Raw genomic sequence first — 17786 nt, 5'->3', positions numbered from 1 at the left:
ACAGGCGTGCTTTTGAGAAATTAAAGTCAAATAGTGTCGTATCCTCTAAACGTATCAATCATTTTTAAAGTTAAACGCCAACTTCTACAAGTTTTACAAAATCATGTGTTTTTGAACTGCCAGCAATTTGGTAGTTGTTTTGATCGTCCATCTTATAGATAAGACTAATGGTGTCTTTCGTATTATCTAATTTCTTTGCTTCTTTTGAAATCATTTCTTGAAGTGTTGCGATATACATTTTTTGATCATCAGTAGCTGTATCATTTCTGATTGCATCTTCATCAGCGGTGATAGTCTTGATTAGTGCTTTATCGGTAATAATTACTTTAATTTCTTCATGTGGTTTGTTGTCCTTCGATTGATCATCAACCACTTCAGGCTCAACCTTGGTTGTTGCAACTTTGCCATCTTTGTTGAATTGTTTCTCTAAGTCCTTGGCTAACTTCACGTTATTTTTAGAAGCGACACTTTCAGTTTTTGCACTACTATCGGATGACTGATTAGAGCTATTACTGCAACCAGCTAACCCAATTCCCAATAACCCTGTTGCACAAATTAAAATAAATTTTTTCACTGATACTTCCTCCTGCATGGTAAGATAGGTGTAGGGATGTGCTAGTGCATATCAGTGAAGCCTTGACTCGTTACCGGCGGGTCAGGGCTATTTTATTGATTAAATTATGGTTTTCAATGAATTGTTATAATAAAGGAAAAACGAAATTGGGTGAACGAATTGAATTTATTAACAGCAATTGTGACAGCTGGCATTCCTGGATTCTTAATGTACGTGGTTCTTAATAGATTAAATGTATTGAGTTTTGAAATCAATTCAGCGCAACTAGATAAACAAGTGTCGCTGGTATTTCTTTCTGTTGTGAACGTTGTTATGTCATTGTGGATCTATCAGCTGTATGTTGGTCCTATCCAGGAGCTGAATACATTAATCAACGTGTCAGTGTTGTTTGGAATTTCGATTATATCAACTATCATATTAATTGTTTTGGTCATGCTACTAATGAAATTTGGAACTTGGTTGCTAACACTAGTAGCCAATAAATTAAATATTATAACTCAAGATAACCGTAGTACGTGGACAGCCGCCCTTAGTAGACGGCCCAAAAAGGATGAAGCACTTTATGCAATTTTATTTGATTTTGATAATAAGATGATTGCTTCAGGCTTTGTTGGAAGCTTTTCCAATCCACGTAATGAGTATTCACTTAACTTTTATGGTGAGAGCGGAGAATATTCAATTTATGAAGCTAGGAACATGTACGCTCAAGATAAACGTAATGAACAACTAATCGACTATGATAAGCAGGTTAAACTCTTTTTGATTGTTACCGCTTAGTAGTGCCGTTATTTTCAGTAGGCCGGGGAGCTTTATGAGTGCCACCGGTTTTAGGGATTTTAAATGATCGTTGTTCAGGTTTTTCGCGATAGTCTTCAGGTGTATGAATGTTTTTATCAGCCATAATGGGCGCTTCCTTTCTACAAAACAACAATGCCGCGAACGGCAAAGTCATCATAATCATGGACTGCAATGGGTTCGTACTTTGGATTCAGAGAAACCAAATGCACGCCGTCTTCGCTAATGTCGATTTTTTTAACAAAAGCACTGCCATTAAGCGTTGCAATAATAATCTGACCGTTATGCATGCACTCGCTGGCATTGCGAACAAAAATAATTTGGCCATTTTCAAATAACGGCTGCATCGAATCACCATTTACTTTAAGAGCGTAATCATATTCTGGCGCGTGGCCATAATACATGATGCGCTCTTTTTTTGCGCCTTCATCCAGCCATTCGCCGGTACCAGCCGACACATAACCAAACAGTTCAATTTCAGTGGTAGGCGCATCATTTTCACGTAACTGGCTATCAGGTAAGCTGACCACATTATTTTCTTGTTGATTTAATTGATCGGTGGCGTAGTTGATAACGCGGTCCTGTCGTTCTTTAGTTAATTTGTTGTATAAATCAATTAGCTTTTCGTTTTTGTTTGATGGAACGTTGTAACCTAACAACCACGCTGGATCAACATTAAGTGCTTTAGCAAGTTGATAGGCTTTATCTTGCTTAGCCTCATATTTACCTTTGACGTAGTCTGTTATTGAGTTTCGTCCAATACCGCTTCTACGGGCTAATTCGGCCTTAGACATACCAGACTTATTGATTGCCTGATTCAGCCGATCTTTAAAGCTGTTCATTTTTTTGAACACCACCTTTAAAATCATTATAAATGATAGGTGTTGGGTGTTCAATAAAAAGTTCAGAAAAATGTACAAAATATGTTGACATAAATAAACAACGCCTTTAATATAGAAACTGTACAGAAATCCGAACAGAGAGGAGGCTGATTTCATGAGAATTCCAAAAACGGTGTATGACTACTCAAAGTTGTATGATGCCATGCACGAAAATCGTTATTCTCAAAAATCATTGGCTAATGCAATTAATATTGGCCGAACTTCAATGAATCTGAAGCTGAACAATAAAGCAGATTTTACTCAAAGTGAGATTTCTAAAATCGTTCGACTTCTTGGAATTTCGGATGATGAAGTTGGCGATATTTTTTTTAAGCCAATTGTACGGAAAACCGAACCGAATATAGTGCGCAGTTCTTAAAACGAGATGAATCCGTGTACAACACGCGTAAAGGGGATGTGCCTTGGAAGGAGGTGAGAAGGATGAAAGAACAACCAACGTTTGAACTTATAAATGGGATTGGTTACAAGTTCCCAGTGTCGTTCATGGTGGTTAACTACGACTTTTTAGTGCAGCACATCAAAAAAGCCCAACAATTATCTGTTGAGCTTGAAAAAGAGCTGGAAATTATTCGGAACTATCAACCGTCTTTGCGGATGACAGAACGCCAGTAACTGTAATGTCTTCTTGATCATCAAAAATATAGGATTCGAAGATACTATCAGGGTAATCAAAGAATCTAACATTTTTGACTAGTGGTGATTTGTCAAATGGGTTTAAATCACTTTGCACTGCAAATGCCTGTAACTTTTTAAACTGTTCAGGAAGTTCCTGTACACATTCGGCAAGCCGGTATTTTATGAAAGTACCTGATGAATCAGAATCAATTTCTAAATAGTTGAGTATTTTTAAATTGATGTCCAATTGATTGGAGTATTCCATTGAAAAATCAGCAGTGAATAGCTTTTTATTAGCTCTAAAAACAAGATTCTGTTCAAGGAAGTCTTGTTTTAAATAGTGGCGAACGAATTTTAACGAATACAGAAATAATCGAGTTTGTTGAACATTCATATTTTTCACCTCCTTTTTGGTTGAGTTGGTCAAATCATAGCATGCAATGGGGATGAAGCGGAAGGAGGTGAGCAAAGTGAAGATCACAATTGAATGTGAACCAGAGGAATTAAAAAAAGTACTCCCTGCTATTGGTGGTAGCGAGGAGTACAAAAAAATTAAAGATGAGCTATCTACTAAGGCAAGTAAGTCATTCGTAGAAGCATTGATTGGAGAAACTAAGTGAATCTGATTAATTCACCAGATATTCCTTGCACGATTGCAACGTTGTAACCAGCTTGCTTACCGGCCTCAACAATCTCACTAGTGCTCATAGAAAATTGTTTTGGATCAATAGTTAATGATGGATTAGGTTCTTTGACGGTCTTCTTCATATTGTGCTGCAAAGAATAATCAAGATTATCCCAGCCGTATAGGGAACCCTCATCAGTCGGTCTTGGACTCAGTCCCATAATAGTTCACCTCGATTTATTGGAATAGCTCAAGTATAGCAAGCTTTATAAGAAGACTGTGAAAGTATTTTTGGTTGTACACGTGAGGAGATGAAAAAAATGAATATTCAACAAGCCACACGCAAGGCTTTAACCACGCAAAAAGGCATCACACGGGAATCGTGGGATGTAGGAGTGCCGATCATCATTATTCCGACTAATACAACAGGCTGCTGCATCGTCCAAGTTCCTGGCACTGAAGATGAATTAGCACCACGTTGGGAACCAGAAGCGGAAGACCTGCTGGCCGATGATTGGCGGTTGTGTGATTAGATAAGCCAGAAAGGGGTGGGTATTTTGACCATTGAAGAATTAAACGCTCAGGTGAATAAGCTTGTCGCTACATTTGTCGATAGTCAGTCGACAATCGATGATGCTGTTGAGGATTATGAAAAGTTTCGAGCGTGGGCTTGGTTGAATTCTGGGAGCTTTAAACAGGCGCTTGAAAAAGAAACCGCCGCCCGACTTACCAGTTACAAGATCATGCGTCACTATATCAAACGAAATATGCCAGGGTGCAAGGTGCCGACTTACTCAGGCATACAAACGACGATTAACGTATTATCACGTTTTGTCAAAACGTATAGGAGCCGCCAAGAAAGGGATGACTGATATGGATAACAACTTAGAAGGTTTTGCTTCAAAAGTGATTGAAAATTATGCAGTGGGTCAAGAAATTGATTTGAAAAATATGATTCTGATTGCTGCTACCCAGGGTAAGACAAACTTGAGCATTAGCGCTCGCTTCCCGCGGGCCGAATTTTTAAATGAATTAAAAGCGCAAGGATTTAGTTTTGAACAGTTAGGCGACAAGCTGGTGTTTGACTGGTCAGACCTAGTGTTTAATGGAGGCAGTGATGACTAACGAACTAGCCTTAAGCATGAACCTAACCACGATCACCACGGAAATCCGGTCTTATCAGTCAATTGGTGGTCATGCCATTTTTGAGATTGGCAAGCGTTTGAAGTGGGTCAAAGAAAACGACCTGGCCCATGGTGACTTTGGCAAGTGGTTAGCCGGGATTCGCTTTGATGATCGTACCGCCCGCCGCTTTATGACCATTGCAGAACGGTTAGATGAGTCGGCGACGTCGCCGAATTTAAGTACCGAGGTCATGTATCTAATGGCCCAGTTACCTGAAGACGAGCGGCAACAACCGCAGCAGTTAGCATCTGGGGATGTCAAAACACCAGCTGAAATGACAGTGCGCGAGTTGCGCGAGGTTAAACAGCAATTGAAGGCCAAGGATGATGAAATCAAGCGACTACAACAGCAACCGCCAAAGGTTGAAACCGTGGCACCGCCAGATTACAAAACACTTCAGAGACAGGTTGAGAGCCTGCGCAAACGCAACGAATACCTGGAATCCGAGCAAGAAGATCTCATTCAACAGCGCGACCAGTATTCAGTTGAATCTGATGAATATCGACAACTACAAGAGAAAATTCAAAAAATGTCGGCTAAATCTAGCGGCGTTGAACGGCATTTGCTAGCTGCTACCGATGTGCTGAAGCTGAAAAATAAGGCTGATGAGTTGCTTGATTTGATTTCGCCAGCCATGTATAGCATGGATTTCCAAGAATTTAAGCCAAGTGATCCAGCGATTAAAACATTAAATCAAGTGGTCAGTCGGGTTGAAAAGTGGTGTGACGATATGCACCACAATTTACCTGCCGATTACATCGAGGGGGAAGTTATTGATGGCGGATAATAACGAAATGATCATGTCAGTTGACGGCCATGAGCTGGCTAAAACAGACGCTGATTATGCAACGCCCACGGCCATTGCCAAGCACACATTGAAAGCGTTGGAAGAACTAGAAGAAAAGTACGATCAGTTAGACCGGCGTTTCAATGAGCTGGAACACAACCAGCAGTTGAAACCTTACCAAAATAGCTTATTGGAAAAAGAACGACGGCGCCGAGTAGTGGCGATTTGCGGTGGGTATAACGCCGCCGCTTATCAAAATCGAGCAATCGCAACGCAAGTTTTCAAAGCCATTATGAAAGAGTACCGGCGCAAGTTCGGTGTAGCCAGCTACCAAGAGACTAAGCTGAACCAATTCGATAAGGCTGCTCAGTTCTATCAACACTGGCAACCAGATTTTGAACTACAAGAGGTAATTGATGCGGCGAATGATTATGGTTCGGAAATTTAATTCTGAAAGGAAGTGAACGGAATGTCATTAGAGTTAGTTGAAGATTATGTGCCTAAGGCAAAAGATATGGTACCAGATTCTGAACCATTCAATGGTGACGGGTATCAGAAGCTGATTAATGCTGTGGCAGATGCTGTGGTTGCCAAAGTGGTGCCTGAACTCAAAAAAATGTTTAAGGATACTGAAGACGATACTGTCACTCAAGCGCAACTTAATGCACGGTATTTCCATATCAGCGCTGAAGCAATGTGCGACTTGTGCAACGTACCAGGCTTTCCCAAGTTTTATGCACCAAACAAGGCCAATGCACGTTATTCATTAGAGGCCGTTAAGCAGTGGACGCAGGAGCAAAAGCAGACGAAGAAGTACATCTAATTCAAACGAAACCGGGCTAGGTTCTTTAACGGATGTTGGTCAATTATAGGAGGAAATAATTATGTATTTATCAAACGGAAGCAACAGTGTGCAAACGTACTTGCCACTAGGATTTATTGCACTCATGGTTATTGGCATTATCATCTCGTGTGTGATTTGGTACCGATTGGAACGGCGCCGTGAACAGGCCAAGCAGAAGTTGGCTAAACGAGATTTCGTATTTTTCAAAGCCAACTTATACGCCCAGAACTTAGGCCAAAAGGATAAATCATCATCAGTGCGGTAGTGATCAATATGATTTTCATTGGCTACGAGATGATAAAAAGTGCAAAAAAATAAACCAACAACTGTTTGCGGCAGTGTTGGTTCAAGCTCTAGCAAATGCTAGGTACTCACATAACAATTTTTAATATACACCTGAGTGCCTCACTTGTCTAATAATGCCTGTTATCATGCTGATTTTATCACGTGGTAGCAGGCATTTGCCGAGCTTGTATTTGGTATTAAGATTCCAGCGAAAGGCTCAGGTGCACGACATGTTCTATCGGCAGAAGAAGATTGATTGTGGCGACCAATATTCAGAGGTGGATATTATCCCACGCTCACTAGCAGCAGAACTGAATGCTAAAAAGGGACAGCGCTCAAAGAAGCGGCGAGTATCTGAACCCAAGCAAAAGAATCTCAATGATAAAAATGCCAAGCGCTACTTGCTGCAGTTAGGCAATGGCAATTTTGGTGCTGGTGATTTGCATGTATCGTGCACCTATCGGGATGAGTTCTTACCCCGGACGGTCGCCCAGGCTGAAAAGGAAGCGCGCAACTTCCTACGGCGGTTAGAGTATCGGCGGCAAAAGCAAGGACTGCCAGATTTGAAGTACATCTTAGTAACCGAGTGTCAGCAGGATGATGAGGGCAAGTACATTAAACGGGTCCATCATCATATTGTGATGAACGGCGGCCTGGATCGTGATGAAGTTGAGTCTATTTGGTCCAAACGGGTCAAAGGCCAAGGCAAGCAATCCATTGGCTGGATTAATGCGGATCGCATTCAACCTAACAAAAATGGCGTTGAGGCCTTAATGCGTTATATCAGTAAAGACCCCAAAGGCAAAAAGCGCTGGTCATCCAGTCGTAACCTCAAACGACCAGTGAGCCGGAATAATGACAGCTTGTGGACACAACACAAAGTAAAGCAGATGGCAGCCAACCGCAGGGATGCCTGGTTGCAGTTAGAGAAAATCTATCCACGTTATCAGATTGCAGAAGTTAAGTTTCAGCACAATGAATTAACCGGCTGGCATGTCTATTTGAAGATGTGGCTTAAGCCAGAATATGTGAAAAACAGAAGGTGAAATCATGAGTGCAGCAGAGATTCGAGTGAATGATTTGGTTTATGTTAAGCCAGTGGTTTGCTTAGGCCAAACTTTAATAAAAGAGCAACAAGGTTTCGTTGAAAAGGTCTTTAGATCCAATGAGTATGGTAGACAAACAATCTATCTGGTGTCTTTAAGTTTAGAGTACCGACAAGTGGAAATGTTTCGGTCAGGATTTACAAAACATTAGGGGTGAGATTATGAAAAAACAGCAAGTGACAGTCACTGAAGAACATCCGAAGCCACGTTTCTTTGATGTGAAGTATAAATTCAAGGGAATGAATCGGCCAGAGTATGTCAATCGTAAGAAGTTGTGGCCAGGGGATGAACCTTATGTGGACAACAATTGGCTGCACGTGGGCCAAGGGATTTCTATCAACGTTTGTAACCTTGAGTATTTCAAAGTGGATGAAATCATTAAAGGCGAAGTCCATCCGGTAATGGCTTACTTTGATGTGGATGATTCAACGGGTGAGGCTAATGGCAAAAGACATTAAAGAAGTGGTATCAGGTAACATTTTATATTTTGCCAAGCTGCAGCATTTGAACTTGCGCCAATTGTCAACGCTATCAGGCATTAATTACAGTGTGTTGGCCCATACTATTCAGGCTAATCAGCCTTATGGGGTATCGGTGGTGAATCTAAGCAAAATTGCTGAAGCACTTGAAGTGGCACCAGGGGATTTAGTAGACGATTGGCGAGAGGATGATGAATAATGGCAAGTTTTGAAATCGAATGTGTGACACAACTTTGTTTAGTGAAACTGGGGAATGACGTTTTTAAAGGCGATTTATACGGTGTTTATCAAGAAGCACATCGACATATTGCATTGAGAATTGAAGATGTAAGTGGTGTGATTTCAAATCCGGTGGCAGTTGTTGCGGTGAACGGTGAATTATTGTCCGTGAGATTAACCCAGGTCCATTTGCTGGGTGTTGAAGTATCTAAGCCGCTAGCTGATGTTGATGACACTTTATTTGCCAGAAGGAACATGGAAGTAATGATTGAGAAATATAAGCGGTTTTGAAAGTGAGGGCGTGTAAGTATGAAAAAGTATTACATTGAAGCCGAACAATTAACGGGTTGGCTGACCATGTTTCTTAAATACCACATTCGAATTGAACCAGCTGCAGACTTGTGTGACATGCAAACCATGGATGAATTAGTACCCAGGGGTAGATACTTTTTACCAACGAGTAGTGGGGATGTCGAAATTGAAGTTGGTGACTATATTGCAAGCAAACCGAATGGTGATCTAATTGTTATTCCAAAGGATGTACTGAAACAGTGCTTTAATACGACAGATGGGGAGACTACAAAATGAAACGAACTGTATGGGGACCAACAAAGATTTCAGCACTTTTACATGTTGTATTCGGTGATTCAGATTATAAGGATAAGCCCAAAAGTAGAGGACGGTTAGTGATGCGTCTCAAAATGCGTGAAGCGAGGCCGGAAGGTGGTTATCCAAGGTATTGGGATAGACGTAAGCGACCATTCAACACGTTCCGTAGTGAAGCCTGGTATGAAGAGATACGACAATATTGGGATGACGTTTATAACAACAAAGAAATAGGTTAAGAGGTGACAACATGGCTGAACGATCAGAGATTACAAAACGGTTAAGTGACCTAGTGGCCAAACGACTTGTTTCCCAAGATGAATATTGGAGTTCCGAAGTGACATTTGACCAGTGGCGGGACAGTGAACGTCGTATTGACTTCGTAGGATTTAAGCCAGGCCGAAGTGGTATGGCCGTCACGGCTGCCACCATTGAATTAGGTGAGTTTAGTTGTTACGAAGTGAAATCTTGTATGGGTGATTTTAAAAGTGGCCATGGGTTGAGCTTTTACGGTGATCATAATTACCTGGTGACTACGCAAGAATTTGCTGAGGAGTTATATCAAAAAATTATGCTACCTAATAATATTGATGCTGTGCTTTGTCCTGATAAAAACTGGACTCGGTTATATCGTAAATTTGATTTTGGTCCGAATCGCAATCGTGCAAGACCAGCGTCTGAGATGTTATGGAATATTGTATTAGTTCACGGCCACCGAAATGGATAAGTGTTATTTACGGCGGTGGCATGAAGGTTTAAATTGCTGGGTTTACCTGTATAATGACAATGGATTGCTAGTTGAATACAGTGACGTGGCCAGGCTCAAAACAGCGTTTAACCGTGAGTTTTGCCAAATGCAACCAGACTATACACCGATTGAAGTGGGGTTAAGGGATGAAGATTACCAAACGCAAAGCAGAAAAGACCATCATGGCAGCATTTGAGTTGCCGTTTTACGAGTTGTCAGAAGTTGTATTTCCGATTGATGAACCAGCATTACATGGTTTGTTAGCAGAAGCAAAGGTGAAACTCGATCAATGGCAACTGAATGCTAAGACTGACAGTTATCCATTTTAGGCCGTAAAAAAAGCCATCGTGCGGCTCAAGACACGGTGACTTAACTGAAGGACTCTTTCTTCAAGGACCACTTAAAATTATAGCATAGACATAATTAGAAAGTGGTGGCGCTAAGTGGTGAAGGGGTCAAGCTATAAATGGTTGAATGAGTACATGCAGCTTGAAAATGACATTAGTTATCTTGAGTGGGAAATTCAAAAAACGACAGCTGAATCTGACCGTTGGTTATCCGGCGACTTAGGCCAAATGCACGTGGGTGGTGATCACTCACGACCGGCGCAATTGAACAAAGAGCTGGATAAATTGACTGCCGAACTACAATGGCGCAAACGGGCAGTGACAGATTTGAAAGAATTGATTCAAAAGTTTAAAGGCACTGAAGCACAGATTTTGCGGAAGAAGTATGTTGAAGGCGAAACGCTAGAAGATATTGCAACGGATCTCAATTACTCGGTAAGCTATATCCGACAGAAGCACGCCGAGTTACACCGTAGGCTGGATTTTATTGACAACTATATAGGGGCAGGCGCAGAGTAGACGTATCGGTTGGTACGTCTATTTTTAGTTTGGGGGACAATGTATGAAGAGTGAAGGGAAAATGGAAGGTTTGCTAAAAAATATTTGCGCACTTGCAAGAGAATTAATTAAGAGATTGAAACGCTTTAGATATTACTTTTTATTTATGCTAGTATTATCATTTTCTGAGGCAAGTTTAAAGCCTTATTTTGATTGGAAACAGTTTATTGTGATGATGGTTAATTTTATTGTGTTAACACTTTTATTATTTGGTCCCGTTTATCTGCTGTTTGTTGTAGTGAATAAATTGGTCTATTCTTTGGAAGACAAAAATGTTCAGTGGAGATTAATGAAGTTACAGTATTATTCTGATGGATGGGAAAGTGAGGCGATGAGGAAGACAAAGAAATCAGTTAAGGACCGAATTGGAGAAAAGACAAAAGAGGAAATTGAAGACTTATATGTAGAAAAAGTAATATTGCAAACAAAAATAAATGCTTCAGTAAAATATAAGTATATTTTAGCGAATATCGTATCGGCAACGGTAATTGTAATTGTACTTAAGACTTTGTTGGAGTTATCTGGTAACTTGAGTTCAGATCAAGTTAATAAGATGGGTTGGCTATTTCAAAAATTATATAAATTTGTTTATTCAGAAAAAATAAATACTTATTGGTTTTTAAGCGGGCTAACATTATGTATAGCAATGTTGATAGCAACGATGTTTGATTACAGAGAAGATAATTTGAATTTAAATACGATAACTGAGGCTATTGAATTAAAAAAGTTAGAGAAAGCAAGTAATAATAAAAGCAAGAATAATTGATTATTACAGAATAACGTTCGATTTATGAACACTAATAAATCGAATGTTACTATTGCAATTAACGTGGTATCTTAATAACATCAAATAATTCAAATCAACCCAATCGGCTGCTGCAGCTGGTTGGGTATTTTTATGGGATGAGGTGAGCGATATGTTAATGGAGATTCGCAGCACCTGCGCAGGTATGGAGTGCTGGGACACTGACAATAAGCGGACAGTCCTGCTGCCATTTGATAGCACCATGGTCGAACCGGAACTACCACGAAGAGACCTGGAGTATGAAACGGTTGGTGGACTCAGAGCAATTGCCGAATCAATGAACATTGAGGTACCAACTAAAATCAAGAAGGCTGACTTGATTGCGTTGATTAACGATCATGTCTAAACAAATGTGTCAGTATGAAGGCTGCAACAACCTGGTAGACCATGGCAAGTACTGCCAGGAGCATGCCTATAGTCGTAAGTACCGACAGGCCAAGCGGAAGAAACGTGATGTCTATCACCATGACAACAAGCCGTACTATCGCACCGAACGTTGGCAGACTGTGTGTATGGAGGTTGATATTCGGGAACACAATTGCTGCCAACGATGTGGTCGCTATGTCTATGGCAGACACAAGCATCATCATCACATTAAACCAATTAAGGTTGATGCAAGTCTAGCTTATGATCCAAACAATATTATGCTACTTTGCAATTTATGTCATCCAATTGTAGAACACGAACAGGAAGCCAAGCCGCCGAAAGTCTTCCCATCTTACTTTAGCCCCCCTACCCCAAATCAAAATTTTAGGCCGCCGGAGGGATAGGGCAGGGTGGAGACGCGCGCGCAGTTCTGACCAAAAAAATTTTCAAAGGGGGGTGAACGTCGATGGGCCGCAAAACGAAAAAGCAAAAAGAAGTTGAAGAAATGGCCGCAACCGTTGATGCTGAGCGGAATCGAGTACTTGAAATCATGCAAAAAACGGACGTTTATTCGATACTTTTAGATCCATTGATTGAGAGCTATTTAGATGCTTTTCGAGTGTACAAAGTCATGTATAAACGTTGGAGCGACGCGGGTTTTCCTGAGACACAATCCTTTACGAATAAAAACGGTGCAAAAAACGCCGTTAAGCACCCTTTAAGTGTGCAAGTGGATATTTGGTCAGAGAAGAAATTACGGGCTTTAGAACGGCTAGGAATGACGAATAAGAGCTTAGCAAGACGTGTGATTACAGGCGGCACAACCGTTGATACAACAACCGGCCAAGCTGAAATTGAAAACGGTAATCGGCCTAATGCGGTACTTAATTTTAAAGATAAATGGAACCGAAAGCGCGGTAGTGGCTAATGGAAATTGACGCCGAAACAAATTACGCTGAAATCTATGCAAAATTGGTGCGCCGCTACCCTAAAAGATACCCAATGACCATTCGAAAGGCCGTCAAACGCTATTTCAAGTGGAAAAAACGTAAGGATATTTGGTGGGATAATTACAAAGCCAATGAAGCGCTGGACTTTATGCAGACGTTTGTACGGCATGTTAAAGGCACTTTGGCCGGGAAGCTACTGGAACTAGAACCATGGGAAATGTTTGGCTTTGCGCAGCTCTATGGGTGGCAGCATCATAACGACAAAGGCGAAACATGCCGCGTTATCAGTGAAGTTTACTGGCAAGTGCCGAAAAAGAATGGGAAAACACTGATTGGTACTGGAGCTTTGGCTTACGCCATGTATGGGGATGACGAATTAGGGGCCAACGTGTATTGCTGTGCGTCAGATTTTGACCAGGCACAGTATGCTGCTGGCCCATTTGCATTAACGATTCAGAACAGTGAAGAACTTTATGCCAATACCCAGATTTTTAAAGGCAAAGGTGGTTCGGTTACTGGTGCGGCTTATCGTTATGATCTTGAGGGCATTAATTACATCAATGAATTCAAGGTAATGACCAAGAATACTGGCAAAATTGAAGGGTCTAACCCCTCATTTGTTTTGAATGATGAATTACATACTCAGAAGAACATGGAACAATACGATAACTTCAAGTCAGCCATGGCCGATCGGTTGCAGCCAATCATGTTTAACATTTCAACTGCCGGCAAAGGGTCGTCTTCAGTCGGGATGCGCGTGTACAAGGAATCAAAAGCGATTCTGGAGCAAGACAATGATGATTCACGGCTGGTGCTGATCTATGAACCCAACCGCGGCTATGATTATGCTGATCGTAAAGTTTGGAAAATGGTCAATCCGAACATTGGTATCTCAGTCACTATGGAATTTTTAGAGAAGGAATTTAAATCGGCTGAGCGTTCTGAACACGGTAAAGGTGAATTCTTATCAAAGCATTTAGACGTGTTTGTAAACGGTGCGGACAATTATTTCACCCGCGATCAAGTGGAACCAATTTTGCAACCAGGTAAAATGGGCGACCTTAGCCACATGCCATGTTGGCTAGGTGTCGATTTGTCCAAAACAACCGATTTAACCTGCATTTCATTGAATTTCCCAACACAAATGGAAGATGGTCGCGCCATGTTGAAGGTAAAACAACGTTATTTCTTGCCGTTTGAAAACGTTGATTTTCGGGAGCAAGAAGATAACGTGCCCTATCGTCAACTGGCAGAACAAGGGTTTGTTGAATTTTGTGAAGGTCGGATGATTGACCAAGACCAGGTGCTGGAATATGTGCGGGGCCTGATGGAAGAATATGAAATTCAGGGTATCAATTATGATCCCGCCATGGCCCAGCACTTGGTAGAAATGTTTGAGAATCTTGGCTTAGAATGCGTTGAAGTTCGCCAGTACCCAACCGTTTTGAATGACGTTGTGCGTGATACTGAACGATTAATGTATGAAAAACGATTGATTACGGATAATCCGCTGCTGGTTTATTGCTTGTTAAACGTCGTTGCAATTGAAAATATTAACGGTATGATTGCGCCTTCAAAGCGACAGTCCACTCATAAAATTGACGGGGCTGCCGCCTTTTTCGATGCTCACAAATCAACGGTTGACCAAATGAGTGATGTGACAGCAGATGAAATGAACGATTATGTCAACGATTTATACAAATAGGTGGTGATAATTTGGGAGTTAGAAGTTTCTTTTCGCGTCAGATTCGACATTTGTTGGAACGACGGGGTTGGTTAGATGATGTAGCAACCAGTACGATTCGCTGGCAATCACATTTGGTGAATGATGCCAATATTTTGGAATCATCAGACGTTTATGAATTGTTATCGGATATTGCGAATCAAGTAGTGCTAGCAGAACCGGTAGTACTGGATGCCAATGATAACGAAGTAAAAAATCATGCCGCGTTGAAAGTGCTGCGCAATCCAAACGGCTATTTAACAGGGAGTGAGTTCGCCAGGCTACAGTGTAACTTGTTGCTGTTACAAGGGGATGCCTATCCAATTTATGTTAATGGCCAATTACATCTTTTAGGCGACGTTTATACTGAGCTGGATGATCGTTTAACAGAGCATTATCGGGTTGGTGCAACTGAAATTCCCGGTGCAGCCATTCGCCACATTAAAAATGTTGGCACTGGTTACGATGAAGGCGTTGGCCTATTGGAATTAGGCCGAAACACCTTAGATGGGGTGATGAACGCGGAACAAGCCTTGAATGAGAAGTATAAAAAGGGTGGCTTGCTAGCGTTTTTACTACGGTTAGACAGTGTGATAACCCCAAGCAACAAAAATCAAAAAACGTTGATTGATGCAATCAAAAAGCAATTAGATGGCGTTAGCACGTCTGGCGAAACCAAAATCGTGCCGTTAGGTAAAGGGTACTCAATCGAAACCCTAGAATCACCAGTGGAAGATGATAAGATTTTGTCTTATCTCAACGTTTATAAGCCGGATTTAGGCAAATACCTGGGCATTAACGTTGGAACATATCAAAAACTGATGGAAACCGACGTTGAAAAAGCCATGATGTACCTGCACAACAAGGTGGTACGGCCATACCTCAAAAATTTGGCGGAACATTATACCAGGTTGTTTTTTGATGACGCGTCCGGGTTGCGATTAGAATGGCGCATTAATATTTTGGACTTCGTGCCGTATTCGGTGAAGACGACAATTGCTTATAACCAAGTGCGCACGGCCATGTTAATGCCAGATGATGCCCGGGTAATGCTGGGGCACAAACCGGCTGGCACCAAAGAATCACAGCAATTGTATATCAGTAAAGACCTGGTACCACTTGACCAAATCGGCGATGTCGCCGCGGCACAAGCGAAGGGAGGTGATAAAGATGACAATCAAAGCCAGGGAAGTCAGAACTTATCAAATCAGCCACTTCAATAAGCGTGATGCAACAGACGCGAACCCCGCTACAATCAAGGGTTATGCGTCTGTTTTTAATTCACCCACGATCATTGCCGACTGTTGGCAAGAACAAATTGAACCAGGGGCCTTTAGCAAAAGCCTGGGTAGTGACGATATTCGCTGTTTGTTTAATCACAATTGGGACCACGTGTTAGGTCGTTCGCAATCTGGCACCTTAACGCTGCAGGAAGACGAACATGGACTAGCATTTGAAGTTGCTTTACCTGAAACCACCACGGCCCAAGACTTAGCAGTCTCAATGAATCGCGGTGACATTAATCAATGTTCATTTGGTTTTTGCCCGACTATCGACGAATGGGATTATAGCGATCCTGATATGCCTGTTCGTACAATCAAAGAGGTGAAACTATATGAAATCAGCATTGTACCACTACCTGCATACGGTGATACTGAAGCCAATTTGGTGCGTAGCGGCGTTATTTCGGAAGATATGGTGAAAAACATTCAACTTAGAAAAGAAATTATGAAAGAAATCGAAAGAGGGTTAACACTATGAACAAAAAATTCTTACTTGAATTACAACGGGCGAAACGCTCACGCCTTGAAGCGTTAGAAACGGAAGTTCGGGCTGAAGGACTAAGCGCCGATGATGCTAAAAAAATCAAAGATGAAGTTGATGCCATCAATAAGGATCTTCAAGATATTGCAGACCAATTAGCAGCTGCTACTGATGATGGTAACAAAGAGGGCGATAATACCGAAGATGATAACAAGGATGATAATTCTGGTAGTTCAGACGATAGCGGTTCTGATGATTCGAGCAGCTCAGATGATGGTGGGTCTGACGACGATGGCGACAAGAAAGATACTGGTAAGCGTTCGGCAGAAATGAATAAAGGTGCGCTAGGGCCGATTGCAACCAATATTTTAAAATCCATCAATCGGGGCCAAAATCTCACAGGCAATAGCGCTAAAAAGTTAGAGGAACGCCAACGTGAGGCCTTCTTTGGCTATGTCGCCGGTAAGACTTCAAGTGAAGAAGCGCGTTCATTAGGGATTATCAGTGGGAATGGCGGTGTAACGGTTCCTAAAACCATTGCCAGCGATGTTATCAGCTATGCGCAAGAAGAAAACGTCTTACGCCGCTTTGGGACGATTCACAAGACTACGTCGACAGAAGGCTACCCCGTATTAGTCAAAGCGCCAACTGCTAACGGTCACAAGAAAGAACGTGACGCTGACTCAATTCCAGACAGTGATGTTGAATTCGATGAAATCGTCATGGATCCAGCTGAATTCGATGCACTGGCAACTGTCACCAAGAAATTATTGAAGCGGACAGATGTACCGTTGGAAAAAATCATTCTTGATGAATTAACGAAGTCCTATACGGCCAAGGAAATTGATTACATGTTCAATGGGACTGAGACCGGCAACGAAAACCCAGGGTCATTGTCCAAAAAGGCAGTTGAATTTAAGCCAGCGGCCGCAATCGACATGACTAAAGGCCCAGAAGTTTACAAGGGCTTAGTGGCGTTCAAGCATGCCGTTAAGGCGTCAGTTCGTAAGAACTCTATTTTCATCATGAATGATGCTGCTGAAGCACTGGTTGAATCCATGTTAGATGACAATGGTCGGCCGCTTTATCGCGATGACATTCAAGTCGCTGAAGGGATTAACGGGCGTTTGGTCGGTGCCAATACGGTAGTAACGGAAGGCGCTAACGTACCGGATAATCCTGAAATGCCTGTTTTCTACTATGGCGATATGCGTTCATTCCACATTCAGGATGTCAATGGTTCATTAGAAGTGCAAAAACTGGACCAGCTGTTCGCATTGACCAACAAAATGGGTTATAAGATCTACAACATTTTAGATGCACAGTTGATTTACAGCCCGCTAGAACCAACCGTTTACAAGTGGATCGCAGATGGTGAAGCAAAAAAAGCGTAACCCCGCCTGAAAATGGTGGGGATAACGAATCGGGTGCACCTGAGTCAGGCGCTGAAAGTGCTGCTGACCCTGGTTCAGGTGCATCAGATAGCGATGCGGGTCAATCGGC

34 protein-coding genes are annotated in these 17786 nt (G+C 41.8%); 29 read left to right on the top strand and 5 right to left on the bottom strand.

The window, feature by feature from the left end; genetic code table 11:
- Nucleotides 1–70: 70 nt before the first annotated feature.
- Nucleotides 71–574 (bottom strand): hypothetical protein, encoded by a 504-nt coding sequence (locus FC07_RS06865; protein WP_057904390.1) that lies wholly within the window; start codon nt 572–574, stop codon nt 71–73.
- 159 nt (nt 575–733) lie between these two features.
- On the opposite strand from FC07_RS06865, the gene FC07_RS06860 reads away from it, so the two are divergent.
- Nucleotides 734–1351 (top strand): hypothetical protein, encoded by a 618-nt coding sequence (locus FC07_RS06860; protein ID WP_155797717.1) that lies wholly within the window; start codon nt 734–736, stop codon nt 1349–1351.
- Here FC07_RS06860 and FC07_RS16280 read toward each other — a convergent pair.
- Nucleotides 1341–1475, bottom strand: a complete 135-nt coding sequence (locus FC07_RS16280; protein ID WP_268872043.1) for a hypothetical protein — start codon at nt 1473–1475, stop codon at nt 1341–1343. The two genes, FC07_RS06860 and FC07_RS16280, sit on opposite strands and share 11 nt — an antisense overlap.
- Nucleotides 1476–1491: 16 nt before the next feature.
- A complete protein-coding gene (locus tag FC07_RS06855) occupies nt 1492–2211 on the bottom strand; it encodes an XRE family transcriptional regulator (protein ID WP_057904388.1) in 720 nt (239 codons plus the stop codon).
- A 154-nt stretch (nt 2212–2365) separates the two neighbouring features.
- On the opposite strand from FC07_RS06855, the gene FC07_RS06850 reads away from it, so the two are divergent.
- Nucleotides 2366–2629: a DUF739 family protein gene (locus FC07_RS06850; protein ID WP_057904387.1), complete on the top strand. Its 264-nt coding sequence runs from the start codon at nt 2366–2368 to the stop codon at nt 2627–2629.
- A 62-nt stretch (nt 2630–2691) separates the two neighbouring features.
- A complete protein-coding gene (locus FC07_RS06845) occupies nt 2692–2883 on the top strand; it encodes a hypothetical protein (protein WP_057904386.1) in 192 nt (63 codons plus the stop codon).
- Here the strand turns inward: FC07_RS06845 and FC07_RS06840 are convergent.
- Entirely contained in the window at nt 2837–3280 is a 444-nt protein-coding gene (locus FC07_RS06840) for a hypothetical protein (protein WP_057904385.1), read from the bottom strand. The genes FC07_RS06845 and FC07_RS06840 overlap by 47 nt on opposite strands.
- 76 nt (nt 3281–3356) lie before the next feature.
- Here FC07_RS06840 and FC07_RS15855 point away from each other — a divergent pair, with 76 nt between their 5' ends.
- Nucleotides 3357–3506, top strand: a complete 150-nt coding sequence (locus FC07_RS15855) for a hypothetical protein (protein ID WP_155797718.1) — start codon at nt 3357–3359, stop codon at nt 3504–3506.
- On the opposite strand, the gene FC07_RS06835 is transcribed toward FC07_RS15855, so the two are convergent.
- The gene (locus FC07_RS06835; RefSeq protein WP_057904384.1) at nt 3499–3732 is read right to left on the bottom strand and encodes a hypothetical protein; all 234 of its coding nucleotides are present in this window, start codon (nt 3730–3732) and stop codon (nt 3499–3501) included. The two genes, FC07_RS15855 and FC07_RS06835, sit on opposite strands and share 8 nt — an antisense overlap.
- A gap of 99 nt (nt 3733–3831) precedes the next feature.
- Between FC07_RS06835 and FC07_RS06830 the strand changes: the two genes are divergently transcribed.
- The 25 genes from FC07_RS06830 (at nt 3832) to FC07_RS06710 (ending at nt 17677) form a co-directional block, all read left to right on the top strand.
- Nucleotides 3832–4044, top strand: coding sequence for a Thoeris anti-defense Tad2 family protein (locus FC07_RS06830; RefSeq protein WP_057904383.1), 213 nt, complete (start codon nt 3832–3834; stop codon nt 4042–4044).
- A gap of 24 nt (nt 4045–4068) precedes the next feature.
- On the top strand, nt 4069–4383 hold the full coding sequence (locus tag FC07_RS06825; protein WP_057904382.1) for a hypothetical protein: 315 nt from the start codon (nt 4069–4071) through the stop codon (nt 4381–4383).
- A gap of 1 nt (nt 4384) precedes the next feature.
- Nucleotides 4385–4636, top strand: coding sequence for a hypothetical protein (locus tag FC07_RS06820; protein ID WP_057904381.1), 252 nt, complete (start codon nt 4385–4387; stop codon nt 4634–4636).
- Complete coding sequence (locus tag FC07_RS06815; protein ID WP_057904380.1) at nt 4629–5483, top strand: DUF3102 domain-containing protein; 855 nt, start codon at nt 4629–4631, stop codon at nt 5481–5483. Before FC07_RS06820 ends, FC07_RS06815 begins: the two co-directional genes overlap by 8 nt.
- Nucleotides 5473–5931: an ORF6C domain-containing protein gene (locus FC07_RS06810; protein ID WP_057904379.1), complete on the top strand. Its 459-nt coding sequence runs from the start codon at nt 5473–5475 to the stop codon at nt 5929–5931. The genes FC07_RS06815 and FC07_RS06810 overlap by 11 nt, the downstream gene beginning before the upstream one ends.
- Before the next feature lie 21 nt (nt 5932–5952).
- Complete coding sequence (locus tag FC07_RS06805; RefSeq protein ID WP_057904378.1) at nt 5953–6306, top strand: hypothetical protein; 354 nt, start codon at nt 5953–5955, stop codon at nt 6304–6306.
- 61 nt (nt 6307–6367) lie between these two features.
- The gene (locus FC07_RS06800; protein ID WP_057904377.1) at nt 6368–6592 is read left to right on the top strand and encodes a hypothetical protein; all 225 of its coding nucleotides are present in this window, start codon (nt 6368–6370) and stop codon (nt 6590–6592) included.
- 166 nt (nt 6593–6758) lie between these two features.
- On the top strand, nt 6759–7658 hold the full coding sequence (locus FC07_RS06795; RefSeq protein ID WP_235807472.1) for an SMI1/KNR4 family protein: 900 nt from the start codon (nt 6759–6761) through the stop codon (nt 7656–7658).
- A gap of 4 nt (nt 7659–7662) precedes the next feature.
- The gene (locus tag FC07_RS06790) at nt 7663–7869 is read left to right on the top strand and encodes a hypothetical protein (RefSeq protein ID WP_057904375.1); all 207 of its coding nucleotides are present in this window, start codon (nt 7663–7665) and stop codon (nt 7867–7869) included.
- A 10-nt stretch (nt 7870–7879) separates the two neighbouring features.
- The gene (locus FC07_RS06785; protein ID WP_057904374.1) at nt 7880–8176 is read left to right on the top strand and encodes a hypothetical protein; all 297 of its coding nucleotides are present in this window, start codon (nt 7880–7882) and stop codon (nt 8174–8176) included.
- Nucleotides 8160–8396, top strand: a complete 237-nt coding sequence (locus tag FC07_RS06780; RefSeq protein ID WP_057904373.1) for a helix-turn-helix domain-containing protein — start codon at nt 8160–8162, stop codon at nt 8394–8396. The genes FC07_RS06785 and FC07_RS06780 overlap by 17 nt, the downstream gene beginning before the upstream one ends.
- Nucleotides 8396–8707, top strand: a complete 312-nt coding sequence (locus FC07_RS06775; protein WP_057904372.1) for a hypothetical protein — start codon at nt 8396–8398, stop codon at nt 8705–8707. Before FC07_RS06780 ends, FC07_RS06775 begins: the two co-directional genes overlap by 1 nt.
- Before the next feature lie 18 nt (nt 8708–8725).
- Nucleotides 8726–9004: a hypothetical protein gene (locus FC07_RS06770; protein WP_057904371.1), complete on the top strand. Its 279-nt coding sequence runs from the start codon at nt 8726–8728 to the stop codon at nt 9002–9004.
- Nucleotides 9001–9261, top strand: a complete 261-nt coding sequence (locus FC07_RS06765; protein WP_057904370.1) for a hypothetical protein — start codon at nt 9001–9003, stop codon at nt 9259–9261. Before FC07_RS06770 ends, FC07_RS06765 begins: the two co-directional genes overlap by 4 nt.
- A gap of 11 nt (nt 9262–9272) precedes the next feature.
- A complete protein-coding gene (locus tag FC07_RS06760) occupies nt 9273–9749 on the top strand; it encodes a hypothetical protein (RefSeq protein WP_057904369.1) in 477 nt (158 codons plus the stop codon).
- A 167-nt stretch (nt 9750–9916) separates the two neighbouring features.
- On the top strand, nt 9917–10099 hold the full coding sequence (locus FC07_RS06755; RefSeq protein ID WP_057904368.1) for a hypothetical protein: 183 nt from the start codon (nt 9917–9919) through the stop codon (nt 10097–10099).
- A gap of 117 nt (nt 10100–10216) precedes the next feature.
- Entirely contained in the window at nt 10217–10636 is a 420-nt protein-coding gene (locus tag FC07_RS06750) for an RNA polymerase sigma factor sigma-70 region 4 domain-containing protein (RefSeq protein WP_235807471.1), read from the top strand.
- A gap of 43 nt (nt 10637–10679) precedes the next feature.
- Entirely contained in the window at nt 10680–11441 is a 762-nt protein-coding gene (locus tag FC07_RS06745; RefSeq protein WP_057904366.1) for a hypothetical protein, read from the top strand.
- A 151-nt stretch (nt 11442–11592) separates the two neighbouring features.
- Entirely contained in the window at nt 11593–11826 is a 234-nt protein-coding gene (locus tag FC07_RS06740; RefSeq protein WP_057904365.1) for a hypothetical protein, read from the top strand.
- Nucleotides 11827–11830: 4 nt separating this feature from the next.
- Nucleotides 11831–12250 carry an HNH endonuclease gene (locus tag FC07_RS16350; RefSeq protein ID WP_420814207.1) on the top strand — a complete coding sequence of 140 codons (420 nt, stop codon included), beginning with the start codon at nt 11831–11833 and terminating at the stop codon, nt 12248–12250.
- A gap of 62 nt (nt 12251–12312) precedes the next feature.
- Nucleotides 12313–12774: a P27 family phage terminase small subunit gene (locus FC07_RS06730; RefSeq protein ID WP_057904363.1), complete on the top strand. Its 462-nt coding sequence runs from the start codon at nt 12313–12315 to the stop codon at nt 12772–12774.
- Nucleotides 12774–14501 (top strand): terminase large subunit, encoded by a 1728-nt coding sequence (locus FC07_RS06725; RefSeq protein WP_057904362.1) that lies wholly within the window; start codon nt 12774–12776, stop codon nt 14499–14501. Before FC07_RS06730 ends, FC07_RS06725 begins: the two co-directional genes overlap by 1 nt.
- A gap of 11 nt (nt 14502–14512) precedes the next feature.
- Nucleotides 14513–15742, top strand: a complete 1230-nt coding sequence (locus FC07_RS06720) for a phage portal protein (protein WP_057904361.1) — start codon at nt 14513–14515, stop codon at nt 15740–15742.
- On the top strand, nt 15690–16280 hold the full coding sequence (locus FC07_RS06715) for an HK97 family phage prohead protease (protein WP_057904360.1): 591 nt from the start codon (nt 15690–15692) through the stop codon (nt 16278–16280). Before FC07_RS06720 ends, FC07_RS06715 begins: the two co-directional genes overlap by 53 nt.
- A complete protein-coding gene (locus FC07_RS06710) occupies nt 16277–17677 on the top strand; it encodes a phage major capsid protein (protein WP_057904359.1) in 1401 nt (466 codons plus the stop codon). The genes FC07_RS06715 and FC07_RS06710 overlap by 4 nt, the downstream gene beginning before the upstream one ends.
- The last annotated feature ends 109 nt before the right edge of the window (nt 17678–17786 follow it).

It is taken from the genome of Loigolactobacillus bifermentans DSM 20003 (assembly GCF_001434575.1).
GTDB lineage: Bacteria > Bacillota > Bacilli > Lactobacillales > Lactobacillaceae > Loigolactobacillus > Loigolactobacillus bifermentans.
This window is presented reverse-complemented; position numbering and strand designations above follow the sequence as displayed.

What these genes read in the sequence shown, in the direction of transcription:
- FC07_RS16280 (WP_268872043.1), bottom strand. Translation starts at nt 1,475, where the DNA reads ATGGCTGATAAAAACATTCATACACCTGAAGACTATCGCGAAAAACCT.
- FC07_RS06855 (WP_057904388.1), bottom strand. Translation starts at nt 2,211, where the DNA reads ATGAACAGCTTTAAAGATCGGCTGAATCAGGCAATCAATAAGTCTGGT.
- FC07_RS06850 (WP_057904387.1), top strand. Translation starts at nt 2,366, where the DNA reads ATGAGAATTCCAAAAACGGTGTATGACTACTCAAAGTTGTATGATGCC.
- FC07_RS06845 (WP_057904386.1), top strand. Translation starts at nt 2,692, where the DNA reads ATGAAAGAACAACCAACGTTTGAACTTATAAATGGGATTGGTTACAAG.
- FC07_RS06840 (WP_057904385.1), bottom strand. Translation starts at nt 3,280, where the DNA reads ATGAATGTTCAACAAACTCGATTATTTCTGTATTCGTTAAAATTCGTT.
- FC07_RS06835 (WP_057904384.1), bottom strand. Translation starts at nt 3,732, where the DNA reads ATGGGACTGAGTCCAAGACCGACTGATGAGGGTTCCCTATACGGCTGG.
- FC07_RS06830 (WP_057904383.1), top strand. Translation starts at nt 3,832, where the DNA reads ATGAATATTCAACAAGCCACACGCAAGGCTTTAACCACGCAAAAAGGC.
- FC07_RS06820 (WP_057904381.1), top strand. Translation starts at nt 4,385, where the DNA reads ATGGATAACAACTTAGAAGGTTTTGCTTCAAAAGTGATTGAAAATTAT.
- FC07_RS06815 (WP_057904380.1), top strand. Translation starts at nt 4,629, where the DNA reads ATGACTAACGAACTAGCCTTAAGCATGAACCTAACCACGATCACCACG.
- FC07_RS06810 (WP_057904379.1), top strand. Translation starts at nt 5,473, where the DNA reads ATGGCGGATAATAACGAAATGATCATGTCAGTTGACGGCCATGAGCTG.
- FC07_RS06805 (WP_057904378.1), top strand. Translation starts at nt 5,953, where the DNA reads ATGTCATTAGAGTTAGTTGAAGATTATGTGCCTAAGGCAAAAGATATG.
- FC07_RS06800 (WP_057904377.1), top strand. Translation starts at nt 6,368, where the DNA reads ATGTATTTATCAAACGGAAGCAACAGTGTGCAAACGTACTTGCCACTA.
- FC07_RS06795 (WP_235807472.1), top strand. Translation starts at nt 6,759, where the DNA reads ATGCTGATTTTATCACGTGGTAGCAGGCATTTGCCGAGCTTGTATTTG.
- FC07_RS06790 (WP_057904375.1), top strand. Translation starts at nt 7,663, where the DNA reads ATGAGTGCAGCAGAGATTCGAGTGAATGATTTGGTTTATGTTAAGCCA.
- FC07_RS06785 (WP_057904374.1), top strand. Translation starts at nt 7,880, where the DNA reads ATGAAAAAACAGCAAGTGACAGTCACTGAAGAACATCCGAAGCCACGT.
- FC07_RS06780 (WP_057904373.1), top strand. Translation starts at nt 8,160, where the DNA reads ATGGCAAAAGACATTAAAGAAGTGGTATCAGGTAACATTTTATATTTT.
- FC07_RS06775 (WP_057904372.1), top strand. Translation starts at nt 8,396, where the DNA reads ATGGCAAGTTTTGAAATCGAATGTGTGACACAACTTTGTTTAGTGAAA.
- FC07_RS06770 (WP_057904371.1), top strand. Translation starts at nt 8,726, where the DNA reads ATGAAAAAGTATTACATTGAAGCCGAACAATTAACGGGTTGGCTGACC.
- FC07_RS06765 (WP_057904370.1), top strand. Translation starts at nt 9,001, where the DNA reads ATGAAACGAACTGTATGGGGACCAACAAAGATTTCAGCACTTTTACAT.
- FC07_RS06760 (WP_057904369.1), top strand. Translation starts at nt 9,273, where the DNA reads ATGGCTGAACGATCAGAGATTACAAAACGGTTAAGTGACCTAGTGGCC.
- FC07_RS06755 (WP_057904368.1), top strand. Translation starts at nt 9,917, where the DNA reads ATGAAGATTACCAAACGCAAAGCAGAAAAGACCATCATGGCAGCATTT.
- FC07_RS06745 (WP_057904366.1), top strand. Translation starts at nt 10,680, where the DNA reads ATGAAGAGTGAAGGGAAAATGGAAGGTTTGCTAAAAAATATTTGCGCA.
- FC07_RS06740 (WP_057904365.1), top strand. Translation starts at nt 11,593, where the DNA reads ATGTTAATGGAGATTCGCAGCACCTGCGCAGGTATGGAGTGCTGGGAC.
- FC07_RS16350 (WP_420814207.1), top strand. Translation starts at nt 11,831, where the DNA reads ATGTGTCAGTATGAAGGCTGCAACAACCTGGTAGACCATGGCAAGTAC.
- FC07_RS06730 (WP_057904363.1), top strand. Translation starts at nt 12,313, where the DNA reads ATGGGCCGCAAAACGAAAAAGCAAAAAGAAGTTGAAGAAATGGCCGCA.
- FC07_RS06725 (WP_057904362.1), top strand. Translation starts at nt 12,774, where the DNA reads ATGGAAATTGACGCCGAAACAAATTACGCTGAAATCTATGCAAAATTG.
- FC07_RS06715 (WP_057904360.1), top strand. Translation starts at nt 15,690, where the DNA reads ATGACAATCAAAGCCAGGGAAGTCAGAACTTATCAAATCAGCCACTTC.
- FC07_RS06710 (WP_057904359.1), top strand. Translation starts at nt 16,277, where the DNA reads ATGAACAAAAAATTCTTACTTGAATTACAACGGGCGAAACGCTCACGC.